This is a genomic window from Sphingobacterium sp. R2 (assembly GCF_040760075.1).
Classification (GTDB): Bacteria; Bacteroidota; Bacteroidia; order Sphingobacteriales; family Sphingobacteriaceae; genus Sphingobacterium.
Genome location: NZ_CP142884.1, coordinates 237,550 through 260,300, shown reverse-complemented (window position 1 = coordinate 260,300; position 22,751 = coordinate 237,550). Strand labels below are relative to the sequence as shown.

The 22,751-nt window shown below is 40.2% G+C and carries 11 protein-coding genes; 3 read left to right on the top strand and 8 right to left on the bottom strand.

The annotated features are described in order from the left end of the window. Positions 1 to 75: 75 nt before the first annotated feature. From VXM68_RS01130 to VXM68_RS01110, 5 genes are all read right to left on the bottom strand, one after another. Positions 76 to 2,400 (bottom strand): BamA/TamA family outer membrane protein, encoded by a 2,325-nt coding sequence (locus VXM68_RS01130; RefSeq protein WP_367210206.1) that lies wholly within the window; start codon positions 2,398 to 2,400, stop codon positions 76 to 78. Continuing rightward, complete coding sequence (locus tag VXM68_RS01125) at positions 2,372 to 7,657, bottom strand: translocation/assembly module TamB domain-containing protein (protein ID WP_367210205.1); 5,286 nt, start codon at positions 7,655 to 7,657, stop codon at positions 2,372 to 2,374. The genes VXM68_RS01130 and VXM68_RS01125 overlap by 29 nt, the downstream gene beginning before the upstream one ends. A 215-nt stretch (positions 7,658 to 7,872) precedes the next feature. After that, a complete protein-coding gene (locus tag VXM68_RS01120; RefSeq protein WP_293956581.1) occupies positions 7,873 to 8,247 on the bottom strand; it encodes a DoxX family membrane protein in 375 nt (124 codons plus the stop codon). 19 nt (positions 8,248 to 8,266) lie between these two features. Then, positions 8,267 to 8,569 carry a DUF4342 domain-containing protein gene (locus VXM68_RS01115; RefSeq protein ID WP_293956580.1) on the bottom strand — a complete coding sequence of 101 codons (303 nt, stop codon included), beginning with the start codon at positions 8,567 to 8,569 and terminating at the stop codon, positions 8,267 to 8,269. Positions 8,570 to 8,997: 428 nt separating this feature from the next. Beyond that, a complete protein-coding gene (locus tag VXM68_RS01110; protein WP_293956579.1) occupies positions 8,998 to 11,634 on the bottom strand; it encodes a valine--tRNA ligase in 2,637 nt (878 codons plus the stop codon). A 544-nt stretch (positions 11,635 to 12,178) separates the two neighbouring features. Between VXM68_RS01110 and VXM68_RS01105 the strand changes: the two genes are divergently transcribed. Both VXM68_RS01105 and VXM68_RS01100 read left to right on the top strand, forming a co-directional pair. Continuing rightward, a complete protein-coding gene (locus tag VXM68_RS01105; RefSeq protein WP_367210204.1) occupies positions 12,179 to 13,801 on the top strand; it encodes an LTA synthase family protein in 1,623 nt (540 codons plus the stop codon). A 4-nt stretch (positions 13,802 to 13,805) separates the two neighbouring features. Further along, the gene (locus VXM68_RS01100; RefSeq protein ID WP_367210203.1) at positions 13,806 to 15,731 is read left to right on the top strand and encodes an LTA synthase family protein; all 1,926 of its coding nucleotides are present in this window, start codon (positions 13,806 to 13,808) and stop codon (positions 15,729 to 15,731) included. Positions 15,732 to 15,999: 268 nt separating this feature from the next. Here the strand turns inward: VXM68_RS01100 and odhB are convergent, their stop codons facing one another. From odhB to VXM68_RS01085, 3 genes are all read right to left on the bottom strand, one after another. Next, complete coding sequence (gene odhB / locus VXM68_RS01095) at positions 16,000 to 17,235, bottom strand: 2-oxoglutarate dehydrogenase complex dihydrolipoyllysine-residue succinyltransferase (RefSeq protein ID WP_293956575.1); 1,236 nt, start codon at positions 17,233 to 17,235, stop codon at positions 16,000 to 16,002. A 63-nt stretch (positions 17,236 to 17,298) separates the two neighbouring features. Next, the gene (locus VXM68_RS01090) at positions 17,299 to 20,040 is read right to left on the bottom strand and encodes a 2-oxoglutarate dehydrogenase E1 component (protein WP_367210202.1); all 2,742 of its coding nucleotides are present in this window, start codon (positions 20,038 to 20,040) and stop codon (positions 17,299 to 17,301) included. A 180-nt stretch (positions 20,041 to 20,220) separates the two neighbouring features. After that, the gene (locus VXM68_RS01085; protein WP_367210201.1) at positions 20,221 to 21,495 is read right to left on the bottom strand and encodes a deoxyribodipyrimidine photo-lyase; all 1,275 of its coding nucleotides are present in this window, start codon (positions 21,493 to 21,495) and stop codon (positions 20,221 to 20,223) included. A gap of 311 nt (positions 21,496 to 21,806) precedes the next feature. Between VXM68_RS01085 and VXM68_RS01080 the strand changes: the two genes are divergently transcribed. After that, the gene (locus VXM68_RS01080) at positions 21,807 to 22,676 is read left to right on the top strand and encodes a hypothetical protein (protein WP_367210200.1); all 870 of its coding nucleotides are present in this window, start codon (positions 21,807 to 21,809) and stop codon (positions 22,674 to 22,676) included. Positions 22,677 to 22,751: the final 75 nt, after the last annotated feature.

The following is a 22,751-nucleotide window of genomic DNA, read 5'->3' as shown; positions in this document are numbered from 1 at the left end:
AAATGACCACAAAAAACACCAGGCTTGAATGAATTTCAAGCCTGGTGTTACTAGGGCGTAAGCCGAATCGGTCGCCTAGAATGGATAGCCGATGGCTAAGTTGAACATCAAGTTGTCTTTACGCCATTTAGAACTTCCAAAGTCAATATCGCTAAAAACCCAACGTTCTCCTTTTGGAAGATAGGGGATACGGAATGGTATGGACATATCGGTACGGACAATCAGGAAAGTGAAGTCGAAGCGTAATCCCGCTCCACCGCCAACTGCTAATTCATTTAAGAAATCTTTACTAAATTTGCCGCCTGGCTTGTTCACATCCGCTCGCTGCAACCAGACATTTCCCGCATCAATAAAGGCGGCCCAATGAACAAACCCCGCTAATTTTGCTCTATATTCCGTATTAAGTTCCAATTTAATGTCGCCCGTTTGATCCGCAAAGAAAAGTCCATTGCTCAACTTTTCAGGGGCAACTGTTCCCGGACCAATAGCGCGGGCACCGAAAGCACGGATACTATTAGGGCCCCCAACATAATACTGTTTTAAATAGGGAAGGGAGCGGGAATTGCCATAAGAATAGCTCAAACCCAAACTTACCCGCGAAGCAAGTTGTGAATTCTCCGATAACTTTAAATAATGTCTACCATCGCCACTGATCTTGATATATTGTGAGAAATAAGCGTCAAACAATTTGAACGTTTTCCCTTTATTAAAATCTGCTCCTTTGATCAGCCCAAGTATGTTTCCCGACAGGTCCAAGTTGCCTTTGAAATAAAATGTATTTTTCAAATGCTGCTTCATGGTGTTTTGAAACGTAAAGTTGTAGTTTGGACCAATGGTAAACTGCGGGTCTATGGCATGTCGCAGTGCAGGAATGGTATCCATTTGTTTTTGGTAGTTTTCCGAAATGCCTTTAGGCTGAACATAAGTAATCTCCATTAAAGCGAGATCATGCTGCTTCTCTTCAGACTCTTGCCAGATATAACCGTAATCCAATGCGATCGAATTTAGTGTATAAGCTTTGCGGCGATTTAAAAACTCATAGCGCCCCTTGATATAAGTCTTCGGAATAAAGCGCCGAGATGGCGAAACTTTTCCAAAAGGAGACAATATGCGAGGAAAAGTCAATGTCGCCTCCATCCCGTAGCGGTAATAACTCGAATTGAGGTCGGCCGATCCTCCCGTCTGGGTCTCATAACCGCCGAATACATTAAAGCTCAGTTGCTCGGCACCTTTAAATGCATTTCGTAAGGTCCAGTTGACATTCACCTCAGTACCATTGTATACCGAAGCCATTTTTCCTAAAAGCTCCACCCGAAGCGACTTTTTGGGTAATGGGGTCAAGTAATAGTAGACATCCAGCGCGTTGGGCACTTCTTTGCTGTCGACAAAATTGTTTTTTACAAATTTCCAGCTATTGAGATTTACCAAATGACTGATGGTCTGATTGTGGGCATTACGGTTGTATATATCGCCCCGTTTAAAGAAGATATGGTTCGCAATAACAGGCTTCCGGTAAAGATGCTGACGGTCTATAAAATAATAGCTGCTATCGTATAGTTCGGCATTCCGCGTTGATCGCTGATAACCAGAGCTTGTTTCCGTATAGTTCGGGAAAATGTAAATTTTATTGATCTTGGATGGGACTTTCGCCTGCGCCGGTGTCTCTTTTTTAACTGTAACATACATATCCACCTTGTTATTCCGGTTCGAACTGTCTACCTGAACCAAGATGTAATCTGGGCTGAAATAATAATAGCCTTTATTTTTAAGATCATTATCGATGCGGTCACGCTCATTTAAGATAACATCTAAACTGTAGTTCTTTCCTACCTGTAAGAGACTTTGGTCAGAACTCGAACGAATATCTTTCCCTAATTGACTGTTGCTGTCAACATCAAATGTAACGGACTGTATGCGATATATCAGATTGGGCTTGGCAGTATAATTAATCGTTGCTTTTTTGTTTTCAACTAATGTATCGGATCTCACCTCTGCATTAAAGAAACCAAAATTTTCAAGACGGTTGCGCAATAGATTTTCATTATATTCTCGATTGACATCCCGCAACAACACCGGTTCTTCACCAATTTTCTTGAAGAATTTTTTTATGATGTTGTTCCCGACTGAATCTGCAGCCATATTATTAAAATATAGCTTGAAAGGTATGCCTGCCAGTCGTTTATTCGGTTTGGGCATCAGGGCCTCTTCCAGGCGGGTTGATATCTTTTCTTTGTTTTCCTTAGAAATGGTGTCCGACTCAACGATGACATTCCCCTTCACATATAAGCTTTCTCCTTCTTTCAGATTTTTGGTTGACGAACAGGAGGCTATGAATGCAACGAATGTTACTATTCCAACACTATACTTTAATCTAACCCGCATGATAACTCCTTTCCTCATCTTCATTTTTTATAGCTGTTGTTCTGATGGTATCTAAATTTGATTTTGGACCATTGCTTGTTGGTGATTTTTTGCCAGAGTCCAATTGCTGTTTACGCTTCTCTTGTTCTCTTTCCTCCATACGTTTTCTGTATGCTGGACTATGTAGCATCAAACTGTCACGGATGACGGTGCGAACGCTATCACGATAGACTGAGTCGGTTTCCATGCGCTCCACATCGAACCGTTTTCTGAAACTCTTGCTGTTCGTATCATAGTACTCTTTGAGTTTTTTTGAACTCATCCAGATTTCCTTAAACCTGTTGTAATCCATATTGATGATAAATCCAATGCCTGTCTCTACATATTGACCCTGTAGTGTGACCTGATATTGATTCTTACGGTATACCCGTGCAAAATAACGGCCGTCTTGTGAAAGCTGATAATCCAATTGGATATCTCCCGCGATATTATTGGCAGTCTCTCCAGGTCGCGTGTTTCCTTCCACTTCAAAATTAGAACCAATAGTAATTTTTAAACGATCATTTAAGAGCATTTTCGATACACCTATATTCAGGTCCGTACGGGTTTGTCCCGCTCCTGTAGCATAATCTTCTTCTGAGGTTAAGTTAAAATCCAGTTCTACTCCTGTAATAAGTTCGGAAGCCAAGCGGTTCAACTGACCACTCAGGAAGGAACTGATACTATTTCTCACAATAGCTTCGGTACCACCACCACCTGAAAGACTCTCAAATGGATTGGTCGACATAAAGCGCCCCAACACAATCAATGAAAAGACCTGCTTGTTGAGTTCAGACGGATTTTCACGTAGCGTCGTCAATGCATTGTTTACCTTGCTGATTACATCTTGCGAAACAACCGAGTTGTTTTCGTCCAGGTCAATATCAAAATTCAGTTGCGGCTGAAACAATTTGTCTGTAATCTTTAGTAAGACATTGAACGGAATACGTTGCTTATACAGATTGGCATTTTCTGAACCGAGTTGCGTCGCTACAAGCTCTAAAGTCGGTGCTTTGGTCGTATATGCTGCCGTGATATTCAGCTGGGCATCCAATGGATCGCCATTCCAGGTAATGGTGCTTCCTTTGCGGAACGTAAAATCTTTCTTCACAGGGCCAAAACTAAATGAATAGCTTCCTTTGTCAACGGTAAAGGTTCCAGACAAAGTTATTTTGCTACTGGCATCGATACCTGCATTCAGCTCGGCTTCTCCCTGTATATTCAGGGCATCCTGTGAACCGGCATCCAAAAGGATTTTAAATTTAGCATCCTTATCTGTTTGAAGGTTGAGGTCCACATCGATCCCCGTTAAACGGGTGACAGTCATGGAATCTAATTTGGCAAAAACATTCGCTCTTGTTGTATCCCGCTTATCAACAAATTCAACCACTCCTTTACGATCGGCCATCCCTGGATCATCGTTTGGCATGACAAAGGTAAAATCGGTATCATCCAGCACTTTGATTGTACCGTCCACGATAGGCTTATCGAGATTTCCGCGAATACGCAGATTCGAAGTAAGATACATTTTACCATAGAACATGTCATTATCGCTTTGTGTTGAATTGAGCACTTCAAAATTGTCCGTATTGACGTTGAGATTAAAATCAAAATCAGTATACGTTGTCGTGGCTATGGATCCTGTCAGCTTGGCAATATTTCCCTTCTTGTCTTCTAAGGCAAATTTGGGAAAGGTGATGCCCCGCTCATCTAAATGAATTGTTTCATCTTTGGCTTTAAAGAGTGCATTTAGCATGGCAATATTAAATTGTGCATCTTTAAATTTAACATCGCCCTTAATGAGCGGTGTAGATGGTGATCCTGTTATTTTCAATTGGCCTTCAAGATTTCCTTTCGAATCTTTAAGATATCCGAGGCTGAATGCTTGCACGGTCTGCATGGAAAGCGGCGCAATATCTAAAGTGAAATCTAAGCGAGCTTCTCCCTGAGGAGGATTCACAAAATCACCATTTAAGACAACGTTGTTGCCATTCTCGGTAATGCTTATATTGGCATTGTACGTATTTTCTTTCTCATTGTTAACCTTAATATTGACATTCCCAACGGTATCCTGTCCGATGTAAAATTTATTGATAACAAGATCCGATACAAATACAGGGCTGCTCTCCAGACGTGATATGGTCGCCTGACCATTAATTCCACCCCCGAGCTCTACTGTTTCGCTCTCCAGCATTTTACTTAATGTCTCAATCCGGAAATTCTTGAACGCTATGTTTATCGGTGAATTAAGGACACTATCTTGTGAAGATATACTAAGCTCTTGTCCCTTATTGCTTAAGATAAATTCATTGGCCTGGATCCCTGTACTTCCAAATCTGAGCACATTGTTTGGATTTATTGTCCATTTGTCGTAATTCAGCATTAAGCCATCCTGCAGCAGGCTAAAAACAAATGCCCCATTATCAACACGCATATTTGCGCCAAGATGATACTGTTCTTTCTCTTTCTTATCTTTTATCCAGAGGCCAAAATCCAGATTGTTTTGGATGACTTTACCACTGAATACGGTATTCACTAGTTCAATATTGCTTACCTTAATTTTATTGATCAATGCCGAGTAATATAGTGTACTGTCGAGTGTATTGATATCTAAGGTAACGTTATTTATTTCAGTGCCATTATAGATTATTTTCGGTGCATCCAGCTTGGCGAGAATCGTTTTTGATTGGCTGTTGAACATACCATCCAAAGTGATATCCGACATTGCTGTCAGTTCTGGTAAGAAATCTCTAATGAACTTCGTTCGGGTCAGCTGGGCTGAAAACTCAATGTTCTGCGGCTCGTATTTTGGCACTTTAACAGCTTTTCCCGGCTGGTAGTATACCTGTAGGATATCTTGAATAGCATTCTGCAATTCCAGAATTTTATATTTACCAACTAGATGAGCATTTAAAAAGTCAGATTTTAATAGCAATAAATTACGGCTGGTATCGGCTTTTGCTATAAGCGAAATGCTGTCTAAAGAATAATATGCACCACTGTAAAAGATGGAGGAATTGGTAATATGTGCTGCACCATTTAAAAAATTTGGATCGGCTGAACTGAAATTTCCGACGAGTTTACCCTGGTATTTGAACTCATCGTCCATCAACTTTAAATTTTTAAGATTAATGGTATCTACCTGAAGCTCAAAATCCACCTGTGGATACTTAGACTTCATATTCGCTGTTGCATTTAACTTCAATTGAATATTTGGATCAGGGCTAACCACAGCGGCTTTAATATCTCCTTTGTCTGCGGTCAGGTTCATGTCGATGTTCTGATACCGATAACCCATGGCGTCCATTCGGTTTACTTTACCATCAAAGTTGGCTACAAGCTTTTTAGGATCGGTTCCATGACCTTTAATTTTCCCCTCAAATGAAAGTATGCCTAAGGTACTGTCCATTTTCATGATCTTACCAATGTCAAAATCACGGATACTTACATAAGCGTCGTAGGTCGTATCGCGACCTATCATGCCCACTTTACCATTAAACTTAGCCGTTCCTTTTTCTGTTACCAGCGAAAGATTGGTGTTAAAGGCGTTCATTCCACCTTTAAAAGTTCCGGTGAGTCCGATCGTATTGGGCAATTCAATTCCGCTAGGCAGCATTTTTTTTGAAACTAGCTTCTCGATATCCGAGCGTCCGGTAGTCAATTTTTTTAAATTAAGATCCATAGACATTTTATCCACCTCGGGAAGCCCCCTTAAACGTAGGCTTGCAATGAGACGTGTATTGGATAAGGTTTGAAAATCAATTGCTGGAATATTCAGATCATTTAACTTACCCACAACACGTCCATCGATAGCAAATTTTTTGTCCATCAAGGGTTTCATCACCTGCATGGTATCCAAAAAAGGGGCAAAATAGTAAATGTCGCGCATATCGACATGACTCTTTTTGATGGTTGCATTGACGTAGAGAAGTTCCGGTTTTTTGGCAACAATATCCAATGATGGATAGGTGACTTTTACGTAATCCCGTAGGAGAGTACGTGGAGTTTCGGCATACAGATTTTTGATTTCAGTACCGGTATTTGTGTACTTAAAATCTCCCTTTAATTGTTTGATCACAAAACCCGAGTGATCTGACGTTATGAGTTCTTTCAACGATCCACTGATTGAGTCGGCACTGTAGTAAAGATCACTTAAGCTGGTTTTCATACCCGCAATCTTCATGTTAAAGTAATCAAAACCCTTCATTCGCGCCTGATTGTCGTCGCGGTAAGCTAAACTTGTATTGTTGATCTGAATATCTTTGGCCGATACAATCCAGTTTACTTTGGTCGTATCTGCTGTAGATTTAGCTGAGCTGTTTGCTTTTTTTAGAACCTTTCCAAAGAGCACACTGTTGTCCGAACCGTCGAGGCTGATTGTTTGAATATCCACAACTTCTTTGTTCAGGTCGATCTTGTTAATGTCTGCGTGAAGATTTTTGACATAAAACTTGGTGTTCAAGAGGCTGGACTGATCTTCATAACGCACGAAGATATTAGTCAAGTCTGCGATCTGTATGCCAACATCAGGAAGCAATGTGGTTGTTTGAGCCGTTTTATCCGTAATGCCAAAGTCCTCAACAGAGGGCGCCGCGCCGTCAACCATCGGCCGCCATTGTTTGATGGTAGCACTCAGACCATCGATCTTCACTTTGGGAAGATTGAAAGCCATATTTTGTGTCAGATCAAACTTCTTGATGTTGGTATTTAAGCTGTTGAGATATACGTCAGCGCTTGTTCCAATCACATCATCGGTATAGACAATATGAAATTTATCAAATTTTACTTTATCGAGGTTGAATAGGAGTGCTGAACTGCTGTCGGCAGTTGGATTGCTTTCTTTTTGTGATGCAAATGCTTTGACAATATAATCAAAGTTGAACGAACTATCAGGTAATGTACGGCGAATTTTCGCGGTGATACCTTCTGCTTCTATACTTTGAATTTCAACAGTATTTTTTAGCAGTTTCAGCATATTGATATCTACCGCTATCGATTTTCCAGCAGCCAATGTATCCTTGCTTTGGTCCGCTAAATAGATATCCTGTAAAACTAGTTTCTTCGGAAAATCGATATTGATGTATCCTATTTTAACGGGGGTGCCGATTTTGCCTTCAACATATTGAGTTACTTTTCCGGCAATATAATTCTGAACCGATGGTAGTCGAATTAGAAACACAATTAGAATCGCAAGCGCAATTATTACTCCAATAATCCACAAGATTGTTTTGAAAGCAACTCGGGTAAATCTGTTCAACGTATAATTTGATTTAAGTATCTATTAATAAAAATTAAAACGGGAAAAAGTTACATCAAATAATTGACCAAACCAGTATAGCTACATAAAGTTTTTTATTTTTTAATTTTATGTTAATAAAAACATTTAATACCTATTAATTTGTCAAAAAATAGGTGTTAAATAACAATAAATCTGCTATGCTGAACGAGCTCGTTTGTCTAACAATGAGGCAATCATACAAGCAATTTTTTATACTTTCCCCAGTTTTCGAAAACTACCCAAACCCAGATGATAAAAAGTACAGCCCAAATAATTAATCCCTGTTGACTATAGAAAATCATATTATGGGTAAAAATCCCAATAAGAATCGGGAAGATGATCAAAGCACCCAACGTTCGTGTCTTTGTGAAAATAAATAGTAAACCGCCAATGAGCTCGATAATTCCAACCAGTGGCATTAGCCATTTTATAGTGTTAAAAGCCTCAAATACCTTTTTCATGTCCATATCCATTGGTGGAGCAGGCATATAATGAAAAAGTTTATCCAGACCCGCATGAATGAATAGCAAGGCGAACAAAACACAAAGTATATTTTTTAAGATTTTCATAGCAGGCAATCTGAGTTGATTAGTTCACTGTTATTGTGGTTGGTGGATCCGTACTGTTGTCTCCGTTGTTGTTGTCGTCCTTTTGGCTATTGCGTTCCACAGTAATGGTACACTCTGTAAGTAATGCTGCTACTGCTCCAATCGCTGCAAAAACAGGCGCTAAGATCAAGCCTATGGCTCCAACTGTCACAGGAAAGCTCATGATCTCCTTTCCATGCTTGTCCGAGATAGTAATTTTGTTTACGTTGCCCTCCGCAATAATTTCTTTGATTTTCTGCAAAAGGTTTTCACCGTTAATCTGAAATGTTTCTTTAAATCCCATATTAGTATAATTTAAGTTCACTATTATAAAGTTATTCATTTTTTACAGAATTAGGATAAACTTTCCGGTATTGTTCCACTCGAAGTCAATTTTAAACTACAGCGGAATCGCTTGCGAAAAAAAACTACCTTATTTATGAAACTCTTTTAGAGAATCCTTGAAATGATACAACCAGTACTAACATGGGAATTTACCCCGCTTACCGTTCATAAATCAGTGATACCAGCTCCAGTCTTCGCACGCTCATTTGTCGGATATACTTCGTACTCGTACGGTATTTCTTCGGTCACAACCGAGCAAGCACCGAATAAACACCGAGCAAGTACCGAACGAACGCCGAAGAAAGGGCGAAGGAAGGGCGAATTTCGCGTTAACAAAAAAAGGTCCCGTGGATTACACGGGACCTGATCAGCTGTATTGTTTAGGTATTATCCTAATGCCAGTAAACTTTCTTGCAAGATTTTAATCTTAGCTTCTGCATCCGCTTTTTTGCTTTTCTCGTTTTCGACAATTTCAGGTTTAGCATTTTGCACAAATCGTTCATTGGAAAGCTTTTTGTCTACAGATACAAGAAAACCTTTTAGGTATTCCAATTCTTTCTCGATACGCTCACGTTCAGCATCCGCATCAATATTATTTTCCAACGTAACATAACATTCGTCTTTGCCGGCAAGGAAACTTGCTGCACCAGTTATTTTCTCGGAAACAAAAGTCACACCCTCCAAGTTTGCAATCTTGGTGATGATAGCAATATATTGCTCCAGGTTGACGTCCGATTGTTGATTGATCGCTAACGGTAAAGCAACTTTAGGGGAGATACCTTTAGAATTGCGAATATTCCGAACTTCCGAAATAATCTGTTGAGCGATAGCGAAATCTTTGATCAGTTGCTCATCAAAATCATTCGCTGTAGGATAAGGGGCTACGATAATGCAATCTTTCTCGTCTTTCACACCGAACAGTTCGTCATGCCACAATTCTTCTGTTAGGAAAGGCATGAAAGGATGCACCAATGTGAGGATACGTTGAAAAAATGATTTTACTGTTGCTAAGGTTTCGCCAGAAATAGGGCAGCCATAAGCCGGTTTCACTAATTCTAGGTACCAAGCACAGAAGTCATCCCATACCAATTTGTAGGTTGTCATCAATGCATCTGATAGACGATAGTGTTTGAAGTTTTCTTCGATATCGACCAGAGCTTGATTTAACCTTGCTTCGAACCAAGATGCCGAAATCTTATCTGAATCTGAAGCCGGAGTAGCTGTAATTTCCCAGCCTTTAACCAAGCGGAAAGCATTCCAGATCTTATTGGCAAAATTACGTCCTTGTACACAGAGTTCAACATCGAATGGAAGGTCATTACCTGCCGGAGCAGTCAATAACATCCCCATTCTAGTCGCATCGGCACCGTATTCGTTCATCAAATCAATTGGATCAGGTGAGTTGCCCAGCGATTTGGACATTTTGCGGCCGAGTTTGTCCCGTACAATCCCAGTAAAATAAACATTTTCAAAAGGCAATTGTCCGCGGAATTCATATCCTGAAACGATCATACGTGCTACCCAGAAAAAAATGATGTCTGGGGCAGTGACTAAATCTTGCGTAGGGTAATAGTAGTTGATTTCTGCATTTTCTGGTTCGTTTATACCATTGAAGACTGAAATTGGCCATAGCCAAGCTGAAAACCAGGTATCAAGCACATCCTCATCTTGACGTAGATCGGTCAATTGAAGCGTTGCATTACCTGATTTTTCCTGCGCTAATACAAGTGCTTCTTCAACGGTTTGTGCAACCACAAATTCTTCGTTGCCCTCGCCATAGAAATATGCCGGTATTTGGTGGCCCCACCACAATTGTCTTGAGATATTCCAGTCGGTCACATTCTCCATCCAATTGCGGTAAATATTTTTGAATTTTGTCGGATGAAATTTGATGGTATCATCCATGACATTATCCAAAGCCGGTTTTGCAAGGTCTTCCATTTTAAGGAACCACTGATTGGAGATTTTGGGCTCGATCACCGCACCTGTTCGCTCTGAAGTCCCAACATTATTGGTATAGTTCTCGACTTTTTCCAATAACCCTTTTTCCTCAAGCTCTTTCTCAATTTCTTTCCGGACTTTAAAACGATCCATACCAGCGTAATGCAGGCCATTGTCGTTTAGTTTTGCTTCATCGGTAAAGATGTCGACAAATTCCAAGTTGTGCTTTTTGCCGAGCGCATAGTCGTTTACATCGTGTGCTGGAGTAACTTTTAGACAACCGGTACCAAACTCCAAATCTACATATTCATCTTCAATGATGTTCACTTTTCTGCCTACGATCGGTACAATGACTTGCTTTCCTTTTAACCAGGTGTAGCGTTCATCGTCGGGATTGATACAGACCGCTGTATCACCAAAAATTGTTTCGGGACGGGTTGTTGCAACAACAATGTATTGATCAGTACCGTCAACCTGATATTTTAGGTGATATAATTTACCATTTTTCTCTTTATAAATAACTTCTTCGTCGGAAATATTTGTTTTTGCTTCCGGATCCCAATTGACCATGCGGTAGCCCCGATAAATCAATCCTTTATTATACAGATCCACGAATACGCGGATAACAGATTGATACAATTCTGGGTCCATCGTAAAGCGCGTGCGATCCCAGTCACAGGAAGCACCAAGTTTTTCCAATTGTTTCAGAATAATACCACCATATTTCTCTTTCCATTCCCAAGCGTGCTTTAAGAAATCTTCGCGGGATAACGATCGTTTGTCAATTCCTTGTTCTTTCAACATAGCGACGACCTTGGCTTCAGTAGCAATGGAGGCGTGATCCGTACCCGGTACCCAACAGGCGTTTTTTCCTTGCATACGTGCCCGGCGAATCAAAACATCTTGAATGGTATTATTTAGCATATGCCCCATGTGCAACACCCCAGTGACGTTTGGAGGAGGCATCACAATCGTGTAAGGTTCACGTTCGTCTGGGGTAGAACGGAAAAATCCGTTCGCTTTCCAATAGCTGTACCATTTTTCTTCAGCTTCTTTTGGATTATAAGTTTTCGCTATGCTCATTTTAAATTTTCTATTCAAACTTTTAAGGAACACAAAAGTAAGTATTTCTATGTTATTTTCCTTAGGTATCAGCTGATCTTGTGCGCAAACAAAAAGATGCTATCCATCACGTATCGGCAATTCATTCAAACACCATCCTCCTTTGGCAGAAGAGTTTGCTATTTATGCGGTATTCTATCTCAGGATACTTTATAATTTTTTAATCTTTTATTCATATTACTATGTAATTAGCCTGTATTTCATTTAAATTAATGTAAATTTGCCTGTTTTATTTTTACGCGAAAGAATGCAACGATTTGCTAAAGAGTTGAGAGCTTTAACACAGTATTTTCTATTCTGGTTAATTATCTGTTTTATAGATAGATTGATTTTTGTTACTGCTTTTTTTGAGAAAATTGGTTTTTCCAATATTACAGAGGTTTTCAGAATTTACTATCATGGCCTCAATTTGGATTTCTCGGCTGTTTCTTATATATGTGCACTACCGTTCCTTGTGTATTGTATATTAAGTTTTTTTCCAAAGCTCAAACCCAAAAGGCGGATCTTGGATATCTATACCATCATTGTGCTGGTTTTGTTTTTTGTGACAAGCTTTATCAACATCAATATCTATCGGGAATGGGGCGACAAGATCTCCAAACGCGCTATCGATTCTTTTTTGGCCTCACCTTCAGGGGCTGTAGCTTCGGCAGAAGCCACACCGGTATTTCTCCCCATCGTCGGCATGCTGATCGGCATATTGTGTGGCTATTTTTTGTACCGCTGGATGTTTAAAAAGGTGTTTTTTTTCAATATCACATCTCCGGTCGGTAATATCTTTAAATTGGTCGTCGGAATTTTTGTTCTCTTCACATTTATTCGCGGTGGTTATGGGCGGGCAACATTAAACCCCAGTAAAGCTTATTATTCGGAAGATACCTTTTATAACCATGCGGCAGTCAATACGCAATGGGCTTTTTTACGCGATTTCTTTGCTAAAAATACCAAACTGAAAAACCCATATAGTTACTATAGCGATCAGAAAGAGATCGCAGAGAAACTACGGCCTGCCTTTCAGCATCAGCCGGATTCGGCGGTTCAGGTGCTTACAACGACTCGGCCCAATGTGGTCTTTATTATGTTAGAAAGTTTTGTCGGCGACCTTATCCAGTCCCTCGGGGGGGAGAAGGGAATTACACCACACATGGAAGAGTTGATCAAAGGGGGGATTTTGTTTGACCATATTTACTCTGCTGCTGATCGATCTGACAAAGGAATGGTGGCGATATTGAGTGGCTTTCCTGCACAAGGGCCTGAAAGTATTATTAAATATATTGATAAGCATGAAAATATGCCTGCAATTGGGCAGGAGCTCGATCATGCAGGTTACGAAACATCTTTTTACCACGGTGGACAAAGTGAGTTTTACAATTTTAAATCGTATATGCTCACCCATGGGATCGCTAGAGTTGTCGATAATGCTAATTTTGGCTTGGATGCTGAACGTGCCTCTTGGGGGGTATACGATCATGTGGTGTTTAATCGGATGATCAAGGACTTTAAAAAGGAAAAACAGCCTTTCTTTTCGACGATCTTTACCTTGGTCAACCACGAGCCATTCGATTTGAAAAATGGTTATAAATTTGGCAATGCTACCAATGCAGATAAGTTTAGAAGCACAGCATATTATACGGATTCAGTGGTGTATGACTTTATCGCTAAAGCCAAAAAGGAAGCTTGGTATAAGAATACTCTTTTTGTTATTGTAGCTGATCATGGACACCGCCTTCCTTCAGAAAAATGGGAACTATTTCATCCCAATCGGTTTCATATTCCATTGATTTTTTTCGGAGATGTTATCAAGCCCGAGTTTCGGGGGAAAATTTTCAGCAGAATTGGCAACCAGACAGATTTAGCTGCAACGTTATTGACACAATTGAAACTTCCAACCGAACGTTACCATTGGAGCCGGGATTTGTTCAATCCAACCACACCTCAAATTGCCTTTTATAATTCCAAAGATGCCTTTGGAGTAATTACTCCAGAGCAAGCGGTTTCTTTTGATAACGTGGGAAGGATAATCAACTATAGGTCGAACAAGGAATATCCAGTAAGCAAAACAGATAGTTTGTTGAATATCGGTAAAGCGTATTATCAAGACGTATATCGTGAATTTTTAAAATATTAGGACTATGAAATTAAAAGGAGTACTTGCACCGTATTTTGCTGTCGCAATTCGTTTTATCTTTCTTTTGGTCATTTATGCGTTGTTAAGATTGGGGTTTTATGGCAGCAATGCCTCCTTATTTCCGCACGTCGATGCGGGTAAGCTCCTGGTGATGTTTGCCGGTGGTGTGCGTTTCGACATTGTAGCACTGCTCTATTTAAATATTCTTTATATTGTAATGATGACTGTCCCGGGACCGTTTAAGGATAACCGGATTTATCAGCAAGTTGCCAAATGGATATTCGTTGTGGTCAATTCAATCGGAATAGCCTTGAACCTGATTGATTTTGCCTATTATCCCTTTACACTCAAAAGAACCACGGGCACAGTAATCGATCAATTTTCAAATGAATCTAACTTGGTGAAGCTAGCCTTTGATTTTTGTTTGGACTATTGGTATCTTATCGTACTATTGGCTCTTATCGTGTATGGCCTGATGAGATCCTATCAGCTTATTCAGCTGGAAAAGATCACGAAATATAACTGGAAGTCATTTTTGATCCAAGTACCTTTGTTTCTATTGACCGCCTTTCTTTTCATCGGCGGGGTACGTGGAGGATGGGCCCATAGCACGCGTCCCATTACGTTAAGCAATGCCGGAGATTATGTGGAAACTCCAGAGGAAATGAATATCGTACTGAACACGCCATTTAGTATATTAAAAACATTAAAGGCTGTCAGTCTTAAACCGGTGCATTATTATTCCGAACAGGAGCTTCAACAGATATACAATCCTATTCATCTACCCAAAAAGGAACAGCCTTTTACAAAGAAGAATGTCGTCGTTCTGATTTTGGAAAGTTTTGCAAAAGAGCATTTTGGTGAATTGAACAAAGATATTCAAGGTGGAAAGTACAAAGGTTACACGCCTTTTTTGGATTCATTGATCCGCCATGCGTACACTTTTACAGATACGTATGCCAATGGGCGTAAGTCAATTGATGCATTACCATCCGTGATTACCGGCATTCCTTCGATAGGTGAACCTTTTGTACTTTCGATATATTCGGGCAATGAAACCACGAGCTTAGCGAAGCTGTTGGGTAAGAAGGGGTATGAGACGGCATTTTTCCACGGCGCACCTAATGGAAGTATGGGATTTTCGGCTTATATGAAATTGGCCGGCATTCAGCATTATTTTGGTAAGAATGAATATAACAATGATGCGGACTTTGATGGCATATGGGGAATTTGGGATGAACCTTTTTTGCAGTTTGTAGCAAACAAGATCAATACTTTTCATCAGCCATTTTTCGCCAGTTTCTTCTCATTATCCTCACATCATCCCTTTAAAGTACCCGAAAAATATCAGGGAAAATTTCCCAAAGGACCTTTGCCTGTACAAGAGCCCATCGGATATACCGATAATGCGCTGCGCGAATTTTTTGCCACAGCATCTAAAATGCCGTGGTACAACAACACCGTGTTCGTGATTTGTGCAGACCATGCTACTGTAAGCTACCTGCCGGAATATCAGACCACAGCTGGAGGCTTTCAGATTCCAATCATATTCTATGCGCCAGGCGATAATCTGGTGGGTAAAGCAGATAAGCTGGTGCAACAAATTGATATTATGCCGACGATTTTAAATTATCTGCACTACGATGAACCGTATTTTGCATTCGGGTCGGATGCTTTCAAATCGGGTAAGGATAATTTTGTGCTTAATAATAACTCAGGAAGCTATAACCTCTACTATAAAGATTATATGATGTCGTATGACGGCTTGAAAGTGACATCATTTTACGATCTAAAGAAGGACCGATTGATGAAACAGGATCTGCTGAAACAGCATCCCGCTGTATTGGATACGATGGAGACCAAGATGAAAGCTTTTATTCAACAGTATAACAACCGTATGATTGAAAACAAGCTAACTTTTAAAAAATAGCATCTATTATTTGCAGGACTTAAATCGGATGATTCTGTCGGTAATAATTAGAAGGAACTTGGTACAATCAGGTTCCCAATTAGCGATGCAAAACGGTTTTTGTGACTTCGGGCTTTTAGATAGCTACATCGGATATGAAGGTATAGCAGCGCTATTGTTCCGATCAGAGCGAGCAGATGGGTTCGATAGGTATAAATTGGCTATCTTGCTAAAAAAAAGACCCATGCCGCAAAGCATAGGTCTTTTATATTTCCAATTTTATTGAGGTTTAAACACCCAACAATAAACGAGCTGGATCTTCCAATAATTGTTTTACACGAACCAAGAAGCTAACTGATTCACGACCATCGATGATGCGGTGATCATAAGAAAGTGCAATATACATCATTGGACGGATCACCACCTGACCATTTTCAGCAATAGGACGTTGGATGATGTTGTGCATACCCAAGATTGCCGATTGTGGCGCGTTGATGATCGGCGTAGACATCATTGATCCGAATACACCGCCGTTGGTAATTGTAAATGTACCACCGGTCATTTCATCGATCGTTAATTTGTTGTCACGTGCCTTACCCGCTAAAGCAGCAATTGCTTTTTCGATCTGCTCCAATGACATGGCATCTGCATTACGAATAACTGGAACTACCAATCCTTTAGGGGCAGAAACCGCGATTGAAACATCTGCGAAATCAGAATATACAATCTCGTTATCTTCGATACGTGCATTGACAGCAGGCCATTCAGCTAACGCAGTGGTTACTGCTTTAGTAAAGAATGACATGAAGCCAAGACCAATACCAAATTTCTCTTTAAAAGTATCTTTATATTTGGCGCGTAAATCCATGATCGGCTGCATATTGACTTCATTGAATGTTGTCAACATCGCTGTTTCATTTTTAACCGCGACTAAACGTTTTGCGATCGTTTTACGTAAGGAAGATAATTTCTCACGACGTTCATTTCTAGAACCAGCGACTGGGGCAGCTGGTGCAGCAGCAGCAGCAGGTTTTGCCGCAGGTGCCGCAGCTTTAGCAACAGGTTGAGCTTTTTCGGCATCTTCTTTAGTGATACGGCCTTCTTTCCCTGTTCCTTTTATTGTAGAAGCATCAATTCCTTTTTCTCTTAAGATTTTTGCAGCAGCAGGAGAAGCTGTACCAGCAGCATAGCTATCTGGATCTTCGTCTTTCGCGGCAGCCGCTGGAGCAGCAGTTGATGATGCTTCCTTAGCAGGGGCAGCAGCTGGAGCTGAATCGCCTGTAGGGGCATCACCCTCTTCAATTGTACAAACAACAGCACCGATTTCTAAAGTATCACCTTCTTGTGCAATGATTCTTAAGATACCCGCTTTTTCAGCTGGTAATTCAAACGTTGCTTTGTCTGATTCCAGTTCGGCGATGTTTTCATCCATCTCCACATAATCGCCATCTTGTTTCAACCATTGTGATAAGGTTACCTCCGTGATTGATTCACCTACGGTTGGTACTTTAATTTCTAAGCTCATATATATTGTTATTTATTGACAATTGCGCCCTAGCTATAGGACGCAATTGATTTTAAATTGTTTTTATTCGAATGATTTATTTAAGATTGCTGCTTGTTGTGCAACGTGTTGTTTCATGTAACCCGTAGCTGTACTTCCACTTTCTTTACGGGCAACAAAACCTGTAAATGCAATTTCAGTACCCATGAGTTTACGGCAATAATAAGACCAGGCGCCCATGTTTTCGTTTTCTTCCTGAACCCAGACAAACTCTTTTGCTTTTGTGTATTTTTTGCGGATTGCTTTCAATTGATCTGTAGGGATCGGAAACAACTGCTCGATACGAACGATAGCAACATCTTTGCGCTTATCCGCCTCTTGTTTTTCTAATAAGTCGTAGTACACTTTACCAGAACAGAACAATACGCGTTTAACATCTTCTGCTGAAACATTGACATCGTCGATTACCTCCTGGAAAACACCTTCTGTAAAGTCTTTTAAAGGCGACACGACTTTCGGATGACGCAACAATGATTTTGGTGTAAATACAATCAATGGTTTGCGGAACTCGCGAACCAGTTGACGACGCAACAAATGGAAGTAGTTTGCAGGTAAAGTACAGTTTGCTAAGATCATATTTTCATCTGCGCATAGCTCCAAGAATCTTTCGATACGTGCTGAAGAGTGCTCAGGACCTTGACCCTCCATACCGTGAGGAAGCATCATCACCAATCCGTTGGAGCGTTTCCATTTCGTCTCCGCACTGGATAGATATTGGTCTACAATGATTTGAGCACCGTTATAAAAATCTCCGAATTGCGCTTCCCAAATGGTCAATGAATTGGGGTTAGAGGATGCATAGCCATATTCAAAACCCAAAACAGCGTACTCGGAAAGTAAGGAGTTATAGATGGAGAATTTATCGCCCCCTTTCACATGAGCTAGAGGAACATATTTTTCTTCTGAATCTTCAAGCGTTAATACAGCATGACGGTGTGAGAATGTGCCGCGTTGCACATCTTGTCCCGAGATACGTACACGGTTACCTTGATCCAATAATGTCGCGTAAGCCATCAATTCACCCATTGCCCAATCGTATGAATCGGTATCGATCATTTTGGCACGGTCTTCAAATAAACGCGTAATCTTACGGAAGAATTTTTTGTCAGCAGGTAAGGTTGTAATTTCTTTTGCTAATTTCAAAAATAAATCCTTTTCAACTTTGGTTTTATCGGAGGTTGTTAATACTTCACCCTTTTTAGCAGGACGCAATCCTTCCCATGCACCTTTAAACATCGGAATCTCTTCAGTCAATACCTCAACTGTTTTAGATTCCTCAAATTTAGTCTGTAGTGCAGCTTTAAATTCCTTCTCGATAGTTTTGGAATATGCTTCGTCAATACTTCCTTCGGAAATTAATTTTTTAGCATAAACTTCTTTCGGGTTGGGATGCTTATCGATAAGTTTGTACAACAATGGCTGCGTGAATTTTGGTTCATCGGCCTCATTATGTCCAAATCTTCTATAACATAAAAGATCGATAAATACGTCAGTTTTGTATTTCTGACGGTACTCTACAGCTAAATTGATGGCGTATACCACTGATTCAGCATCATCACCGTTGACATGGAATACGGGTGAAGAAGTGATTTTTGCAACGTCGGTACAATATGTACCCGAACGGGCATCCTTATAGTTTGTTGTAAATCCGATCTGGTTGTTGATGACAATATGTACAGTACCACCAGTTTTGTAACCATCTAGTTTAGACATTTGGGTTACTTCATACACGACACCCTGGCCGGCAATTGCCGCATCACCATGGATGATGATCGGTGCAATTTTCGATGAATCTCCATCGTATTTGAAGTCGATTTTCGAACGTACCATACCTTCTACAATTGGATCTACCGTTTCCAGGTGTGAAGGGTTAGGAGCCAAACTTAGGTGAACAGATTTGCCATCGTTGGTTTTGACTTCAGAAGAGAAACCCAAGTGGTATTTTACGTCCCCACCAAAGTTCACTTCGGGATCGTCGGCATAAGTCTTACCTTCAAATTCAGAGAATACTGACTTGTAAGATTTACCCATAATATTGGTCAGTACATTGAGACGGCCACGGTGAGCCATACCAATAACAAATTCCTGAATACCGATTTCTGCTCCCTTTTCGATAACAGAATCTAGCGCAGGAATTAAACTTTCGGCACCTTCAAGTGAGAAACGTTTTTGACCTAAAAACTTAGTACCCAAAAAGTTTTCGAATACGACAGCATGGTTTAATTTGTTCAAGATTCTCTTTTTGGTATCTAGAGAGAATTTAGGCATGTTACGATCCGCTTCCATACGGTCCTGTAACCATTTAATTTTTTCTGGGTTACGGATATATTTGAATTCTGCACCAATGGAACGGCAGTAAGTATCCTCTACCAATTGACGGATGTCTTTTAATGTTGCTGGACCTAATCCTACTTCAACACCGGCATTGAAAACGGTACTCATGTCCGCTTCAGCAAGACCAAATGTCTCCAACTCCTTGCCAGGATAGTATTTACGTCGCTCACGCACAGGATTTGTGTGTGTGAATAGGTGGCCACGATCGCGGTAGCCGTTAATCATATTCAGCACGTTGATTTCTTTCAAAACGTGCTCAGGGGTAGCTTCACCTACTGAACTTGTTGTTCCACCAGCATTTTGACCGAAATCAAAACCTTCAAAGAATTTTTGCCATCCGAAATCTACCGATTGGGGATCTTGCTTGTACGATTGATATAAGCCATCGACATAAGCCGAATCAGCATTACTCAAATATGTCAGATTGTCCATTTACAATTAAAACTATGAAATTTGTCAAAGTTATGAATAAAAAAAGAGTTTCTAATACTGAAATTGAATAATTTAATCAATAAATCTATCCAATTCTTAACATTTTTAGCACGATTTTAAAGGAGATTCCGGGGTGCTAAAAAGACCTTTTCCGTCGGAATATTTATTTCCGACGAAGATTTATTTAACCATTATTTCATCCAGTTTTGGAAGCCCATTCGGGAAATGAGTTTTAATCAATTTTTGCCAATCCAGTGCCTTATTATCCTTTTCACTCGTACCTACGCCAGCGACATGAGACCACTGTCCATATACGGTGGCAGGAGAATAGTCCAACAGGTGCTCCTCATACCAAGAAGCTCCACGAAGCCAATTGACACCGTACTCATGCACCAAATAGCTGGCTGCAATAAAGCGTGCTTGATAGGGAATGTAGCCCGTCTTCTGCAATTGAATCATCACACTATTTATAAAATCATGTTCTGTACGGCCTGATTTCCATTTATCAAATCGTTGGTCATCGCCGTCTGCGGTTGGAAGACAGTGCGGTGCACTGGTGGTAAAGCCTTGCGATTTAAAAAATATATTCGGATATTTTTTTAGCATAAACCTAAAATAATCACGCCAAAGAAGGATGTCAATAATCTTCTCAAACCGTTTGTCCTTTTTACCTTCACCCAATTTTTTGATATTTTGATATAAAAGGATAGGGGATAGGGCGCCTGAGGCAATAAAAGGACCGAGGATGAGTGGATCCTGATCCGTCTCTGGGTAGGTTGACAATAACGCATGCATAATACTGAGTGCGGTGTCTTCGCCTCCGAGAATGTAAATGTCGTCAACAGATTTGATCTCCTCCGCTGAATAACCTAAGTCTTTCAGTGAGGGAATTTTGGTGTCCTCTAAATGGGGTGGCGTAAGGAAGTTGGTCGGTAATGGAATCGGTTGCCGAACTAAACTTTCCCGCTCAACTTTTTTCTTGAAAACAGAAAAAGCATTGGGTATATCCTTAATTGGAAATGGAAGGTCTTCTTTGTGATAAAGGGTATGACCGATGAAATGACGGAGATTTATTTTGCTGCTCCAAAGTCCACTTTCTACTTTTTCGGAAATAGAGGTCTCCCTAAGAGCTACTTCGCGGTGGTGATAAACTTCGTGAACTTGATACTTTTGTGCGATTCTAGGAATAATGTCCTCGGGCTTGCCCACATAAGTCAACAAGTCGCTACCATGGCTCTTTAATTTTTCTTTTAGTGCCGTAACCGCTTCGATAACAAAGGCCGCCCGCAGCACACCAGTCTTCAAGTTGCCAAACTGATTTCGGTCGAAATATCGCGGATCAAAACAATATACGGGGATAATAAATGAACTTTTTTCAGAAGCTTGATAAAATACTTCATTGTCATGAAGTCTTAAATCATTTCGAAACCAGATCATTGTAGCCCTTTTGTCCATAGAGGTGAAGATAAATACTTTTTAGTGCAGCCTATTTTCAGAAGATTTACAAATATATAAGGATATTGTATTCTTGAAAGTATTAATTGATGAATTGACAAAAAAAGGACAATGACGGTTGTCATAAAGCTGTTGTAGGCTTTTTTATCGGAAAAAATAAAAATTAGTGTTAAACTTATTTGGCGTTTTACTGTTCTAAAATCAGAGTAAACACAGCTTACTAGCGGGGTAGGATCATGTTTCATGGCCAATATAGTGAGAACGAATTATAAAATCGGGATGGTTTCATAGCCATAAAATAGAGCATTCGAATGAAAAAGGTTTTAATCAGCGGGCTAAATACCTATTTGGGACGACGGGCATCCTGTTATCTGCAATCCAGCGATTTTGATGTGACGGGATTAGTCCGCAACTTATCTCTTTTTAATAGGATCGTGAAGGAACAGGTTACGGCTAAGCTCTTTGAACTTGACCTCTTGCGGAAAGGTGAGGCTTATGAGAATTTTGAAATCTCAGATATTAATTTTGGAATTTATTTTACCCAAGTCCCTTCGCTGGATAATGATATACAGCTTCAGCTTGAATTGCTCGGTCTGCGCAATTTCGTGGAGCTTTGTAAGCGGGCAGGCAATAATCGTATTATTTACGTCGCGCGGCTAATGGACGAAGATTTCCTGGAGCCCGTGCGCAATCTTTTTGAAAATTTACGTGTAAAATATACCATTGTGATCAAAAGCAGTGTGGTGGGAAAAGAGAGTGTACTGAACCGAATATTTGCTAAGCTTGCCCGACGGCAAACTATATTTTATTGGAATTGGGTAGCTTCCCTAAAATTTAGACCACTTCCCCTGCTCGATGTATATCGTTGGTTGCGGGAAATGCCTTGGGAAAATAATTTTATATCCGAGGTCATTTACCTTGGCGGCAACGAGGAAATGACTTTTAGAGGCTTATTTTACCATTTTCTGAACTGCTCTTCCGAACGCCCCAAAAAAGAGATAGGTGTGAATAAATTCTTTGCGAAACTGCTGTTAACACGATTGAATGATATCAATAAAGAAGATATCGATGAGTTTAGAAGAGTGCTTTATTATGAAAAGAATGTCGATAATACAACTTGGCAGAAAATACAAGCATTTGAATTTACCCCTTTGAAAACCTATGTCTGTTTAGACACCTAATGTACCTTTCAGGGGATTCAGAACAATCGTTTTTATCGCGGTTTTTCAGACAGGTGTTTTCGTATGTTATAACTG

What these genes read in the sequence shown, in the direction of transcription:
- odhB (WP_293956575.1), bottom strand. Translation starts at nt 17,235, where the DNA reads ATGAGCTTAGAAATTAAAGTACCAACCGTAGGTGAATCAATCACGGAG.
- VXM68_RS01090 (WP_367210202.1), bottom strand. Translation starts at nt 20,040, where the DNA reads ATGGACAATCTGACATATTTGAGTAATGCTGATTCGGCTTATGTCGAT.
- VXM68_RS01115 (WP_293956580.1), bottom strand. Translation starts at nt 8,569, where the DNA reads ATGGGATTTAAAGAAACATTTCAGATTAACGGTGAAAACCTTTTGCAG.
- VXM68_RS01100 (WP_367210203.1), top strand. Translation starts at nt 13,806, where the DNA reads ATGAAATTAAAAGGAGTACTTGCACCGTATTTTGCTGTCGCAATTCGT.
- VXM68_RS01085 (WP_367210201.1), bottom strand. Translation starts at nt 21,495, where the DNA reads ATGGACAAAAGGGCTACAATGATCTGGTTTCGAAATGATTTAAGACTT.
- VXM68_RS01120 (WP_293956581.1), bottom strand. Translation starts at nt 8,247, where the DNA reads ATGAAAATCTTAAAAAATATACTTTGTGTTTTGTTCGCCTTGCTATTC.
- VXM68_RS01110 (WP_293956579.1), bottom strand. Translation starts at nt 11,634, where the DNA reads ATGAGCATAGCGAAAACTTATAATCCAAAAGAAGCTGAAGAAAAATGG.
- VXM68_RS01130 (WP_367210206.1), bottom strand. Translation starts at nt 2,400, where the DNA reads ATGAGGAAAGGAGTTATCATGCGGGTTAGATTAAAGTATAGTGTTGGA.
- VXM68_RS01080 (WP_367210200.1), top strand. Translation starts at nt 21,807, where the DNA reads ATGAAAAAGGTTTTAATCAGCGGGCTAAATACCTATTTGGGACGACGG.